Here is a 12,921-nt window from a genome sequence, read left to right as displayed (position 1 = left end):
TCGTGACCCGCAAATTCTTCCCCTTGTCCGTGGCTGAAATCCGACCTGAAATCGGTGGCGAAGCAACCACCGTCGTGCTGGACGTACCATCAGCCCTGACTGAGCTGTTTCGCTGGTCCCCCGGCCAACATCTGACACTGCGCTTCGGCCTGAGCGGGAAAGAGCAGCGACGCTGCTACACCATCTCAAACCCGCCAGACGAAGCGCTGCGGATCACCGTGAAACGCGTTTCCGAAGGATTGGTGTCGAACCATATCGGCGACACCCTGCGCGCCGGAGATGCGGTCGAGGCGATGCCACCCTTTGGCCGCTTCACGCTGGAACCCAACGCAACTGCACGACGCACGCACTACTTTTTTGGCGCGGGCAGCGGGTTGACTCCGCTTTATGCGATGATCCGAGCCGTGCTTGACCACGAGCCACATTCCGTCGCCCATCTAATCTACGGCAACCGGTCCGAGAATGAGATTCTGTTTCGGGAAACGCTGGACGCCCTTGTCGAGGCCAACCCATACCGGTTCACCTTGCGCCATGTCTTGTCATCTCGATCGCTGTTGAGCTGGTTCAGCCCCTGGCGAACCGGCCGCGTTGACACGGATGCGATCAAGGCGGCAATCGAAGAGTCACCCCCCATCGCACAGGACGTCCAGTATTGGATTTGCGGCCCTGGCAGCATGAACTCAGACGTCCGGGCAGCGCTGAACGCGCTGGATGTGCCCGATGCTCGAATCCACATGGAAAGCTTCGGCGCCAACCCAGCTCAGGACACGAACCAGTCGGGCATGGCGGCCACGGCGAGGGTGACGCTTGATGGGGAAACCCGCGAGGTGCATATCGAGGCTGGGCAAACGATCCTGGAGGCCGCCATTGCAGCGGGGCTGGCGCCGCCCTTCAGCTGCCAGTCAGGCGTCTGCGGTGCATGCCGCGCAATTCAGACAGAGGGTCAGGTACAAATGCGGGCGCACATGGCCCTCGATCAGAACGACATCGCACGCGGTGAAGTTCTGACCTGCCAAGCCGTCCCTAAAAGCACAGAACTGGCCGTGCAGTTCCCCGATACGTAACAATCCCGGTACACCGCCTCACCGCCCGGCAGTACGGATCCCAGCGCACAACATATGTTCGCCCAAGGTGTCCGGGCCAAAACACTGCCGATCCCGCGCGGTGCGCAAAAACTGTGGGTATTCAAGGTGAATGGCGGAGAGACAGGGATTCGAACCCTGGAGACGGTTTCCCGCCTACACACTTTCCAGGCGTGCGCCTTCGACCACTCGGCCACCTCTCCGTGCCGGCGATATTTGGACCAACGAACAGGGATTTGCAAGGGCCGATTGCGCGGAAATCCAGGGGATCCGAAAGTTGCCTGAAGCGCCCCCACCCCAAACGATTGAGCGGGGTCGCTTCGGTCTCGGCCAGCCGGCGAGATGGTGCCGTAGTCCTCTGACTACAGCTCTTCGCCGTCGTCTCCGTCCATGTCCGCCTCGGTCAGGCCCATCGGCGCCGAGCTTGCGTCGTCGGTCTTCACAGATTCCTGTCGATCCGGCTGTTGGGGCTTCGCTGCCTTGTTGGCCGGTTGCACCAGAACCTCGGGGTTCCGCAACCAGAGATCGCGCTGTGCGAATGGAATCTCGATCCCTTCTTCGGTGAAGCGCCGGTTGATTTCGTGGTTCATGTCCGACTTTACGGACAAGACCCAGTTCACGTCGCGCAGGATCGCTCTGATTTCGAAATCCAGCGAGTCCGCGCCAAACCCCTGGAACACGACGTTGGGTGCCGGGTTGGCCAACACCATCGGATGCGCATTCGCGATTTCGCCCAGGATCTTCTCGACCTTTCGGGTGTCAGTCCCATAGGCGACGCCAACCGGAACGATGACCCGTCCGATGGTATTGCCGCGGGTATAGTTGGTCACCACGCCGCTGATCAGGTCCGAGTTCGGAACGATCACATCGGTCCGGTCAAAGGTTTCCACCCGTGTCGAGCGCACCGAGATGTCGCGCACATAGCCCATCATCCCGTTGACATCGATCCAGTCCCCTTTGGCAATCGGCCGTTCGACCAACAGGATGATGCCCGATACGAAATTCGACACGATTGTCTGCAATCCGAAACCGATGCCTACAGACAACGCACCCGCGACGATCGCCAGTGACGACAGATCAAAACCCGCGACAATGATCGCTGCCAGCGCCGCAAGGAAAATTCCCACATAGCCCGTTCCTGCGACGATCGCGTTCTGCCCCCCCGGATCGATGCTGGTTTTGGGAAGCAACGAGTTACGCAAACCGCTCTGCAGTAGTCTGGTCAGCATGTAACCGATCGCAAATACGGCCGCGAAAGTCAGGAAGTTGCTGGGCGAGATCGTCACGCCGCCGATGTCAAAACCCATCAGAAGCCGGGACCACGCCTCGCGCAGGTCCGAGTCGCGCGCGCCCCAATACAGCGCCAGAATGGGCAACGACAGAATGGCCAGAACGAACCCGACCAGCACCGAGAACAACGAGTCGCTGGCCGCGTCGCCCTGCCCCGTCAGCCAGCCATAGATCGAACTGATGAACCTCTGGAAGATGACGATGGCCGTTATCAGGACCAGCGTTTTGACCGATGGGAACACGATCGCTTCGGCGGCATTGGTATAGCCAATGGCAGCCAGGACAACGCTTGCGATGCCCAGGAAAAACAGCGCACGGCGGAGCAGTTCGACCAGCTGACTAAACCCGGCCGCCCGTGCTGACTGGCCCTGGTCAGTCTCATCCTCGGAACCTTCGGGGCGGCGGATTTGGCGGATCCGCAGCAGCAACAGGGCTGTCACGAGTATCACAGGGAAACTGACGACGGCGCGAGTAGCCTCTGACGTGTTTTCGATCCGTTCGAACAATTGGCCCAGTTCATGCAGGATCAGCATCAGCGCGAGCAGATCCAGATAAACCCGCAGTTCCTTGATCGTATTTGCCGACAGGACTTTGAAACCTCTTTCTTCGCCCATCAAATAGACCTGACGGCCGATCCAGTCGTAAAACAGGATGATCGCGGCCCAATACGGGATTTCCTGGATCAGCAATGTGCCGCGCAACCCCGGCACACCGGTCATGACCACGGCCTGAACGATAATGGCAACCCCGAACCATGGCAGGATGATCCGGAACAGCGACACGACGAATGTCCATACGCCACGCCCGGAGCCTCCGAACCGCCGCAGATAGTCTCCAGCTTTCTCAGACCAAGATCGCCCGAACAGCAGCAGGATCATGGCCACCGCGAGCAGAATACCGATGGCAAGTCCGCTCTCTTTCAGCTTTTCACGGACAACGGCCGAACGCATGTTGGCCTTCGTCTCGTTCATCAATGCACGGCCAGCTTCGGTTACGTCCACCCAGGCAGGCGCCCAATGCGCCGGGTTGAGCGGCGATGGCCCGCGCTCCAGAAACTCTTTCCGCTGCCGTTCACGGATGATCTTGTCGATTTCGCTGATCAGGCCGTTGGCGCGGCTGTAGGCCTCTTCGGAGATGATCCGCGGTACCTTCAGGCTGTTGAGTTGCTGCTCGAGGTTCTCTCGCAAGCTGGCGATGTCTTCGGGTTCCGAAGATCCGTCATCGGGTTTGGGCCCCAATGCCTTGAGCTGGCTTTCCAGCGTTTGAATGCGATCCGTGTTCGCACTTCGGGCGCGATTGAAGTCGTCCCGATAACCACTTATTTCAGTGCGCAATTTCTCCATCGAGGCATTCGATGCCCGATTGGCTTCGATCACCTTCTCGGCACGCTCGGCGGTGCTGAGCCATCCCTGGTAGTACTCGCTTTGACGGTCGGTCAGCTGCGCCGAGGCTCCGCCTGCGGCGCCAATTGCGACCACAAACGCAAATGCCAGTAAAACCAGGAACTGCCGCAGCATCATACGTCCTCAAATACACCCGGTATGCTTCGCGGGGCCTCGGTCATCCACTCTGGAACCGGCAGTTCCTTTTCACGCAGGAAGTCGGGGTTGAACAGTTTCGACTGGTAGCGCGTGCCATAGTCGCACAACACGGTGACGATGGTGTGACCCGGACCCATTTCCTTGGCCAGCCTCACGGCGCCGGCAATGTTGATTGCGGTGGATCCACCCATGACCAACCCCTCTTCGCGCAGAAGATCGAAGATATAGGGCAACGCTTCGTTGTCCGTAATCTGGTAGGCGTGGTCGGGCTTGAACCCGTCAAGGTTTTTGGTGATGCGGACCTGGCCGATCCCCTCGGCGATCGAGCCACCCTCCATCGCGATTTCACCCGTCGTGTAATAGGAATAGAGACCGGCACCCATCGGATCGGCGATACCGATCTTGACGCCCTTGGGCTGCAAAGCCTCGGCCACACCGGCCAGCGTTCCGCCGGATCCGACCGCGCAGATGAATCCATCGACCTTGCCGTCAGTCTGCTCCCAGATTTCCGGCCCAGTGGTCTCGACATGCGCCTGACGGTTCGCGACATTGTCGAACTGGTTTGCCCAAATCGCACCATTGGGTTCGGTCTTGGCCAACTGCTCGGCCAGTCGCCGAGAGTAATGCACAAAATTGTTGGGATTCCGGTAAGGTGCGGCGGGAACCTGAACCAGTTGAGCCCCGGCGAGGCGCAGCATATCCTTCTTCTCTTCGGATTGGGTTTCCGGGATGACGATCACGGTTTTGAACCCCATCGACGCGCCGACCAGCGCCAGACCGATGCCCGTGTTGCCCGCGGTCCCCTCGACAATCGTCCCACCCGGCTTGAGATCGCCGCGCGCAATGGCGTCGCGAATGATGAACAGCGCCGCGCGATCCTTGACCGACTGCCCGGGGTTCATGAACTCGGCCTTCCCAAGGATTTCGCACCCGGTTTCTTCGCTGACACGGCGCAGCCGGATCAACGGAGTTTTTCCTACGGCGTCAGCAAGGTCTCGTGCAATGCGCATGGCACCCTCTTGTAAATTGGCGTTTTCGCAGATGTACAGGTGCCCTGCGCCGACCACAAGGCGGGATAGTCATCCCCGCAACCGATCGCGGTTGCGCGCCAACCAATGTGCCAGGGACAATAGAGGGAGGTCCTTGAAGACATGCCGGTCAACCATATCCATGAATTCGGCATATGGCAGAATCCTGCTGCGAATGTCCTCCCCCTCGGTCGCCAAACCACCATTGTTGATCGAGGCGGTGAGGTCTCCAATCCCAACATAGAGGTGGATGTATTCGGTGGAAGATCCGCTCGAAGAATAGGCGCCACCTGCATGTTCGAGCCGCGAGAAAGACACCTGTGCCTCCTCCATGGCTTCCCTGTGGGCCGCCTGTTCAGGGGTTTCTCCGGGGTCGATCATGCCGGCAACCGGCTCCCACATCCAAGGCTCGGGGTCATCGATCAAGAATACCGGGGTTCGGAACTGCTCAACCAAAAGGACCGTATCGCGCAGGGGATCATACGGCAGCACCACGACCGCAGCACCCTGCATCAAACCATTCCGATTCAGAACCGGCCCCATCGACCCATCGTATCGGCGATGCTGCAGTTCGATTTCTTCCATCCCGAAATAGTCGATGTATGCGCGCGTGTGGCGGTGCACGATCACATCATCGCCGGCGCTGCGTCCATCCCCGGTTTTTCGTTGCTGCGCCGCAAGCTTGGCCCACGCCCGGGTACGAATGGCAGGAAAGCTGCGCGCGATCCGAGAGGCATCGACCTTGCCGAAATACCCCATGACCTCATCCGCAGCCAAAAGGGTCATCGCGCCCCACTCGGAAACCCACTTTTCCAATGACCAGGGATCGGCCGGCGTCCATAACCCGGGGGCGGGAAAGAAGACTTGGGCGGAAACGGTCGACCCACCCTCAAGGACGACCTCTTTGACATGCAGGTCATAGTCGAACCCACCTTCGTAGAAGGCCAACCGTTCGATGTCTTGCGCAGATAGGTTCTGCACCAGGATACCCCGTGCCGCTGCGCCGGGCGCCTCAAGGATCATCGGAAAGGCCTGGTCTTGCACCGCGTGAACCGCATGGTCCGGCAGCATCGCCGGCTCGGCCGCAAGATCCTGTCCCGAGCGGCCCAAAACAAGTTCAAGCAGCGGCAAATACCGCAATGTGCCGTAGAAAAACAGATTGGTCATCGTAGGCTCGTGACTAGGGCGTCAGTTCCAGCGCCGCGAGGCGCCTTCGGTAAACAGGCCGGAAAGCAGAGCACCAATCGCCAAGGTCGCGATGATCTCGGGCGAGATCAGTTGCTTGCCGAAATCCACACCGATCTGGAAAATGGCCAGCAATGCCTCGAATGGCCCGTCATAGCGGTGACGCATCGCAAGCCGGAACATCTCGTAGGTGCCCTGAACGAACAGGCCCCAAAACACCAGAGAAACCACTCCGGTCAGGCCGTTGTTGACGGCTGCAGTCCAGCCGCGGCCCGCCCGTTTGCCCATGATGACCCAACCACAAAAAAAACCAAGGACCAGGTTCACATAGGTAAAGTAGCCGTAGTCCTTTCCCTCTTCGCCGTTGTCGATGATCATGCCGGACACAAGGAAAGCCACCACCATGAGACTGAGCGCGGCAACAAGACGTGAGGCTGTCGGCATTCCGGTATTTCCGTGTGTTAGTTGGGTTTTGCTACGGTGATCTGTGTCACATCGCAATTGCCCGTGTCAAAGGCTGCGCCGCAGGCGGTCAAATAATAATTCCACATGCGGCGGAAACGCTCATCAAAGCCCATCGCAGCAACCTGATCCCACTTGTCGTTGAACGTGTCGTACCAGCGCCGCAGGGTCAGGTCATAGCTTGGGCCAAACTCCTTCGACTTGACCACATCCAGACCGGCCTGCTGGATTTCCTGCCTCAGCACAGTCGGAGCCGGTAACATGCCGCCCGGAAAGATGTATTTCTGAATAAAATCAACGCCGTTTTTGTAAACGTCCCAGCGGCGGTCGGCCACTGTGATGATCTGAAGCGTGGCCCGTGCGCCAGGCTTCAACCGGTCGCGGACCGTTTGAAAATAGACCGGCCAGTACTTTTGCCCAACGGCCTCGAACATCTCGATCGACGCAATGCCGTCATACTGCCCACGCTCGTCGCGATAGTCCTGCAGCTTGAAGGTGACCTTGTCGGAAAGCCCAGCTTTTTCTATACGTTGCGTCGCATACTTCAACTGTTCCTCGCTGATGGTCAGGCCTGTGACCCTAAGGTCTCTTTCCTTGGCGGCGTATTCAGCAAAGCCACCCCAACCGCAGCCAATTTCAAGGATGTGGTCGCCCGGCTTTGCTCCCATCTCGTCGACCAGGCTGGCATATTTGGCCGTCTGAGCCTTTTCCAAACTTTCCTGACCGGTTTCGAACAGCGCACTGGAGTAGGTCATCGTCTCGTCCAGCCACAGGCTGTAGAAATCATTGCCCAGATCGTAATGGTACGAAATGTTCTTTTTGGCCTGTTTTCGGTTGTTCCGGTGCAACCAGAAACGCAGGCGCTCATAGGCCTGAACCAAAAACTTGCCAGTGAAATCATCATAGACCGTCTCGGTGCCCAGATGGACAAGATCCATGAAGGCGCGCAGGTCAGGTGTGCTCCACCCACCCTCAAGGTAGGCGTCGGAAAATCCGAGCTCGCCTTCACGGATCAGCCGGGCGAACACATCCGGGTCGTGAATATCGACGCGGGCGACAGGTCCGGGTTTGGCGCCTTCGTTGCGAAAAATGCGCCCGTCCGGCAGCGCGATGTCCAGCCGTCCGGACTCCATTCGCTGCAGCATCTTGAAGACCTGCGAAAAATATCTGGGCAGGCTTTTCTGCCCCTCTGTCGTCGTCAGGATCATCCGCTCTCCCCTGTGCGGTGGTCGGAGCAGGCTAGGACGGGATTCCGTTTCTGGCAAGTTTTCAATTCCTTACTGGTGTTTTCGGCCTTCGTAGGCGGCAAGCGCCCGCTGTCGCCCAACCTTCAGATCAACGACCGGATCAGGATAGGCATCCGTCGGAGACAGTCCCCATGACACCGGCACCGCATCGAAATAGGCAAGCGCCGTCTCGGGTGGGTTCTTTTGTCCTTCGGCCAGCCACCGGCGGACATAGGCGCCCGTGGGGTCAAACTTCTCGGCTTGGGTCTGCGGGTTGAAGATACGAAAGAACGGCGAGGCATCCGGCCCCGACCCCGCAACCCACTGCCACCCCATGGCATTCGCTGCCGGATCCCAATCGACCAGACAGTCCGCAAACCAATCCAGGCCGATCTTCCAGTGCGTCATCAGGTGCTTGGTCAGGTAGCTGGCGACGATCATTCGGACGCGGTTGTGCATCCGCCCGGTGACATACATCTGCCGTAGGCCCGCATCTATCACCGGTATCCCCGTTCGCGCCATTGTCCAGGCTCGAACCTCGGGGGTCTCGGAGTCGGTGTTCCACGGAAACGCATCCCATTCCGGCTTCCAGTTCGCGCTCAGTAGATGCGGTGTGTGGTACATCAGGTGATATGCGAACTCGCGCCAGACGAGTTGGCGCAAGAAGCCCTCGGCCCCGGATGAACCGGAAAACCCTGCGCTCTGGACCCGGTGCCAGATGGTTGCCGGGCTGATCTCGCCCAACGAAAGGTACTCGGACAGTCCCGATGTGCCGTCATCGCCCAGATCGTCGCGTTTTGCTGGATACGCGTCGAGCCGTTCGGTGAATTCGTCCAGCTGCGCAAATGCGGCGGCCTCGCCCGGTTCGACATGAGCCCGAACGACCACCGTGCCACGACGCATATCCGCGCCAAGGTTCCAGGCCTCAAGCACGTCCGACTGCGGCCATGATCGGGGTGCCGCGATCCGCGACGGTGCAGGCTTGGGAGCGTCGACCTCTCTCCCTCGCACAGCCCGCCACATGGGCGTAAAAACACGAAAGGGCTGACCCGCCTTTGTGGCGACCGTCCATGGCTCGAACAAAAGATGCCCGGCAAAAGACTTGGCGGATACGTCCTGCGCGGACAACGCAGCCTTTATCTGAGTGTCACGCCCGATGGATTCGGGATCATAGGCCCGCGACCAATAAACATCAGTTGCCCCCGTTTCCCGTATCAGGTCTTCAAGCGCGGCCAGAGCCGGGCCGCTTCGCAGGATCAGCTTGCTGCCCTTGGGCTCGAGGTTGTCAGACAATGCGGCAAGGCCGAGGCCCAGCCGCCATTTCGGAGCCGCGCCCAAGTCATCGACCAGCTGATCTCGCAGAAAAACAGGTATCACAGGTCGCCCTGTCTGCGCGGCCGCAGCCAAAGCCGGATGGTCAGTCAGGCGTAGATCACGCCGGAACCACAAAATGATTGGTGACTGCTCTTTGTCCATTTCCGCCCCGTTTTCATATGTCTACGGGGCGGAACTGTTACCGGATCACAAAACCCGGTCAAATGCTTCGAGCAATTGGTCGATCTCGTTTCGCGAGGTGTAGTGGGTGAAACTTACCCGTAGAACACCTTGCTCCAGGTCGACACCCATGGCGGTCAGCGGGCGAACCGCATAAAAATCGCCACCGCCGGCCATGATACCGTGTTTGGACAGATCAGCCGCCACGCTTTCGGCGTTGCGGTTGACGGCCAAGGCCACGGTCGGAGCCCGGCGTTCGGCATCGGATGGGCCGATCAGGCGCACCGCATTGCGATCCTTGAGCGCGTCCAGAACCGGCTGCAGAAGCTCAACTTCGTGCGCACGCATCAGGTCGTGGACAAAAGCACCACGCGCAGAAGCCCCCGAAGATGGGCCGCCGTGGTGGTCGCAGAGTTGTTCGACATAGTCGGCCATGCCGGCGCTGGCGGCAATCTGAGCGTGGTCCGGGCCGGCCGGTGTGAACCGCTTGTACAGCACGTCTCCGTTGAAGAAATGCCCCTGATTGGGCAGCAGCTCGCCCAGCGTGCGCCGGATCACCATGCAGCCCTGATGCGGTCCGTAGGTCTTGTAGGACGAGAACAGGTAGATATCCGGCCCAAGGTCCCCCACGTTCGGGAAGCCGTGCGGTGCGTAGGACACACCATCCACGCAGACAAATGCCCCGGCCGCATGCGCGATCGCCGTGATTTCGGTGACCGGGTTGATCTCGGCGATCACGTTGGAACAGTGGGGAAAGCAAACCAGCCGCACCTTGTCGTCCAGCAGATTTTCCAGATCGGACGGATTCAACGAACCGGTTTCCGGGTCGATTTCCCATTCGCGAACCTCGATGCCGTCCTCGGCAAGGCGCCGCCAGGGCCCCGAGTTGGCTTCATGGTCCTGGTTGGTTACCACGATCGCTTCACCCGGTTTCATCCACTGCCGAAAGGCCTGCGCCAGTACGTAGGTGTTCTGCGTGGTCGAAGGGCCAAAGCTGAGTTCGTCGGTGTCCACGCCCAGCAGAGCCGCCATCCGGACACGTGCCTCATCCATCTCTTCGCCCGCCAGACGGCTGGCTTCGTAGGGCGCATATGGCTGTACCTTGCGCTGGGTATAGAAGCGGGTCAGCCGATCCAGAACGGGTTTGCAGGTGTAGGAGCCGCCCGCGTTCTCAAAAAATGCCTGCCCTTTCAGGCTGGGTTCGGAAAAAGCCGGAAACTGCGCCCGAACGAAGTCAATATCCAGAGTGCCCATCGCACAATCCTTCTGTTGTCATGCCCAATGTTCCGAAGTTCCGCCCGCGCATGACACCGGACAACTCCGATACATGGCAGGTCTTCCAGCCAGCCACGGGTATCGCCGCGGCAGTTCGGCCGCCCGCACGAGGATGACGGGACCAAACGCCGTCAGTTAGCCCGGCCAACCCCGCGCGGTCAAGCCGGGCGTCTGATGCCAGCTTCTGTCATCAGCACATGCCAAACTCACGGCACTCAAGACAAGAGAGGTTTCAGATGAGTTATCTTCCAAAGGATTTTCTGGTGTGGGGCGAACTGCCTGTTTCCGACTTGGACAAGGCGGTAGAATTCTATGCCCACGCCACAGGGGCAGAACTTGCGGTCGACACATCCGGCCCGAACCCCATGGCCATGTTCCGCCCCGCTGACCCGGCAACGGGCGTTGCCTTGCATCTGTATCCGGGAAAGCCAGCAAAAGATGGTACCGGCCCGACCCTTCATCTGGCTGCAAAGGGCACGGCTGAAGAGATCATGGCCAGGGTCAAGGTTGCCGGAGGTCAGGTTGTCTCGGATCCGATCCAAATCCCGGCCGGTCGGTTCTTCTATGCGGTCGATCCCGATGGCAATTCGGTCGGCTTCTTCGAAGGCAGTCCGAAATAAATGAAAGGCCCCGGTGATGTAACCGGGGCCCACTGTCAGTGGCGGTACGCTCAGTTGCGTCGGCGTTCGTTCACCAGACCGATGAAGATGGACACGCACATCAAGACCAGCACGATCGCAAAGGGAAAGCCGGTGGCAATGGCCGCGGCCTGCAATGCGCCGAGCCCACCGCCCAGCAGCAGTACGACCGCGATGGCCCCTTCCAGCACGCACCAAAATACGCGCTGAGCCGTCGGAGCATCGGTCTTGCCGCCTGCCGTGATGGTGTCGATCACCAGCGAACCCGAATCCGAGCTTGTGACGAAGAACACAACCACCAGAACGATACCGACGAACGACAGCAGTCCAGCCATCGGGAAAGCCTCGAACATCTTGAACATCTTCAGTTCCAGCGCCGCATCGGACAGAGCCTGCCCATTGCCGGACATGACCTGATCCAGAGCAGCTCCGCCGAAAACGCTCATCCATAGGGCGCCGACAAGCGTCGGGATAAGGATGACACAGGTCACGAACTCGCGGATCGTTCGGCCGCGCGAGATACGTGCGATGAACATGCCGACGAACGGTGACCAGGAGATCCACCAAGCCCAGTAGAAGGTGGTCCAGCCCTGCATGAAGTTCGTGTCTTCGCGACCGATCCAATTGGACAGGCCCGGCAGCGCAACGACATATTCGATCATGCTGTCGAAGAACCCGGTCAGGATCACCATGGTCGGCCCCACGATCAGGACCAGCAACAAAAGCAGCGCCGCCAGCACCATGTTGGCCTCGGACAGGCGTTTGACCCCCTTGTCCAGTCCGGCGATCACCGAAATCAGGGCGAAGACCGTGATCAAGCCGATCAGCAGCACTTTCATCCCGTCCGTCACCGGAACATCAAACAGATAATTCAAACCCGCCAGCGCCTGTGTCGCCCCCAGGCCGAGCGAGGTCGCCAGACCGAAGATGGTCGCAAAGACCGCAAGCACATCGATGACATGCCCCAGCGGACCCCAAGTGGCCTCGCCGAACAGCGGGTAAAAGACCGAGCGCATCGTCAGGGGCAGCCCGCGATTGAAGCTGAAAAATGCCAAAGCCAGCGCAACGACCGCATAGATCGCCCAGGGGTGCATGCCCCAATGAAAGATCGTGGCTGCCATCGCCAGCTTCCGCGATGCGTCGGGATCCTCCAGCCCGGCACCCAACGGTGCCCAGTCGGTGCGCAGGCCGTCCTCTCCCACGGCGACACCGCCAAGTGATGCGCCATAGTGCGAGATCGGCTCGGCCACGCCCCAGAAAACAAGCCCGATCCCCATGCCAGCGGCGAACAGCATCGAGAACCAACCCGCATAGCTGTAGTCCGGTTTCGCATCGTCGCCGCCCAACCTGATCTTGCCCAGCGGCGTCACTATCAATAGCAACGAAAACACAACGAAGATGTTGGCCGAAAGCATGAAAACCCAGTCGAACTGGTTGGTCAGCGCGGGGCGCAACCAGCCGAAGAAATCGGCAGCCTGCTCGCGGAAAACCAACGAAAAGAAGACGAAGGCGATGATGGTCAGGCCAGACACGGCAAATACCGGATTGTGGACATCCAGCCCCATGATCTGGATATTGTCCTGGCCGACCTCGTAGTCGGCATCTGAATTGTCGGACATTCTCTCTCCTCTCATTTTAATACGCTTTTGATCGGGGAAAGATCGTTTTTTCGGTCAGCCGCCAGAGACTTTCCGGCGGGC

At 59.6% G+C, this 12,921-nt stretch carries 10 protein-coding genes and 1 tRNA gene; 2 read left to right on the top strand and 9 right to left on the bottom strand.

Going from position 1 to position 12,921, the window contains the following annotated elements; translation table 11 throughout:
* Positions 1 to 2: 2 nt before the first annotated feature.
* Positions 3 to 1,064 carry a 2Fe-2S iron-sulfur cluster-binding protein gene (locus tag GOW72_RS11860; RefSeq protein WP_170366990.1) on the top strand — a complete coding sequence of 354 codons (1,062 nt, stop codon included), beginning with the start codon at positions 3 to 5 and terminating at the stop codon, positions 1,062 to 1,064.
* A gap of 131 nt (positions 1,065 to 1,195) precedes the next feature.
* On the opposite strand, the gene GOW72_RS11855 is transcribed toward GOW72_RS11860, so the two are convergent.
* From GOW72_RS11855 to GOW72_RS11820, 8 genes are all read right to left on the bottom strand, one after another.
* A tRNA-Ser gene (locus GOW72_RS11855) sits at positions 1,196 to 1,285 on the bottom strand.
* Between the two features lie 159 nt (positions 1,286 to 1,444).
* The gene (locus GOW72_RS11850) at positions 1,445 to 3,889 is read right to left on the bottom strand and encodes a DUF3772 domain-containing protein (RefSeq protein WP_170366989.1); all 2,445 of its coding nucleotides are present in this window, start codon (positions 3,887 to 3,889) and stop codon (positions 1,445 to 1,447) included.
* On the bottom strand, positions 3,889 to 4,923 hold the full coding sequence (locus GOW72_RS11845) for a cysteine synthase A (RefSeq protein ID WP_170366988.1): 1,035 nt from the start codon (positions 4,921 to 4,923) through the stop codon (positions 3,889 to 3,891). Before GOW72_RS11845 ends, GOW72_RS11850 begins: the two co-directional genes overlap by 1 nt.
* Positions 4,924 to 4,992: 69 nt before the next feature.
* Complete coding sequence (locus GOW72_RS11840) at positions 4,993 to 6,108, bottom strand: NUDIX domain-containing protein (protein ID WP_170366987.1); 1,116 nt, start codon at positions 6,106 to 6,108, stop codon at positions 4,993 to 4,995.
* A 21-nt stretch (positions 6,109 to 6,129) separates the two neighbouring features.
* Positions 6,130 to 6,570 carry a TrgA family protein gene (locus tag GOW72_RS11835; protein WP_170366986.1) on the bottom strand — a complete coding sequence of 147 codons (441 nt, stop codon included), beginning with the start codon at positions 6,568 to 6,570 and terminating at the stop codon, positions 6,130 to 6,132.
* A gap of 17 nt (positions 6,571 to 6,587) precedes the next feature.
* Positions 6,588 to 7,796 carry an SAM-dependent methyltransferase gene (locus GOW72_RS11830; protein ID WP_170366985.1) on the bottom strand — a complete coding sequence of 403 codons (1,209 nt, stop codon included), beginning with the start codon at positions 7,794 to 7,796 and terminating at the stop codon, positions 6,588 to 6,590.
* A gap of 69 nt (positions 7,797 to 7,865) precedes the next feature.
* Positions 7,866 to 9,290 carry a cryptochrome/photolyase family protein gene (locus GOW72_RS11825; RefSeq protein WP_170366984.1) on the bottom strand — a complete coding sequence of 475 codons (1,425 nt, stop codon included), beginning with the start codon at positions 9,288 to 9,290 and terminating at the stop codon, positions 7,866 to 7,868.
* 45 nt (positions 9,291 to 9,335) lie between these two features.
* A complete protein-coding gene (locus tag GOW72_RS11820; RefSeq protein WP_170366983.1) occupies positions 9,336 to 10,562 on the bottom strand; it encodes an aminotransferase class V-fold PLP-dependent enzyme in 1,227 nt (408 codons plus the stop codon).
* Positions 10,563 to 10,819: 257 nt separating this feature from the next.
* On the opposite strand from GOW72_RS11820, the gene GOW72_RS11815 reads away from it, so the two are divergent.
* On the top strand, positions 10,820 to 11,203 hold the full coding sequence (locus GOW72_RS11815; protein WP_170363618.1) for a VOC family protein: 384 nt from the start codon (positions 10,820 to 10,822) through the stop codon (positions 11,201 to 11,203).
* A gap of 50 nt (positions 11,204 to 11,253) precedes the next feature.
* Here GOW72_RS11815 and GOW72_RS11810 read toward each other — a convergent pair whose 3' ends face one another.
* Positions 11,254 to 12,840, bottom strand: coding sequence for a BCCT family transporter (locus tag GOW72_RS11810; RefSeq protein WP_170366982.1), 1,587 nt, complete (start codon positions 12,838 to 12,840; stop codon positions 11,254 to 11,256).
* Positions 12,841 to 12,921: the final 81 nt, after the last annotated feature.

Source organism: Ruegeria arenilitoris (genome assembly GCF_013032855.1).
Classification (GTDB): domain Bacteria; phylum Pseudomonadota; class Alphaproteobacteria; order Rhodobacterales; family Rhodobacteraceae; genus Ruegeria; species Ruegeria arenilitoris.
The sequence above is the reverse complement of the archived record's forward strand: the minus strand, read 5'-3'. Positions and strand labels throughout refer to the sequence as shown.

Bases quoted from the DNA above. Each gene is read 5' to 3' on its own strand.
- GOW72_RS11850 (WP_170366989.1), bottom strand. From the start codon at position 3,889: ATGCTGCGGCAGTTCCTGGTTTTACTGGCATTTGCGTTTGTGGTCGCA.
- GOW72_RS11845 (WP_170366988.1), bottom strand. From the start codon at position 4,923: ATGCGCATTGCACGAGACCTTGCTGACGCCGTAGGAAAAACTCCGTTG.
- GOW72_RS11840 (WP_170366987.1), bottom strand. From the start codon at position 6,108: ATGACCAATCTGTTTTTCTACGGCACATTGCGGTATTTGCCGCTGCTT.
- GOW72_RS11835 (WP_170366986.1), bottom strand. From the start codon at position 6,570: ATGCCGACAGCCTCACGTCTTGTTGCCGCGCTCAGTCTCATGGTGGTG.
- GOW72_RS11830 (WP_170366985.1), bottom strand. From the start codon at position 7,796: ATGATCCTGACGACGACAGAGGGGCAGAAAAGCCTGCCCAGATATTTT.
- GOW72_RS11825 (WP_170366984.1), bottom strand. From the start codon at position 9,290: ATGGACAAAGAGCAGTCACCAATCATTTTGTGGTTCCGGCGTGATCTA.
- GOW72_RS11820 (WP_170366983.1), bottom strand. From the start codon at position 10,562: ATGGGCACTCTGGATATTGACTTCGTTCGGGCGCAGTTTCCGGCTTTT.
- GOW72_RS11815 (WP_170363618.1), top strand. From the start codon at position 10,820: ATGAGTTATCTTCCAAAGGATTTTCTGGTGTGGGGCGAACTGCCTGTT.
- GOW72_RS11810 (WP_170366982.1), bottom strand. From the start codon at position 12,840: ATGTCCGACAATTCAGATGCCGACTACGAGGTCGGCCAGGACAATATC.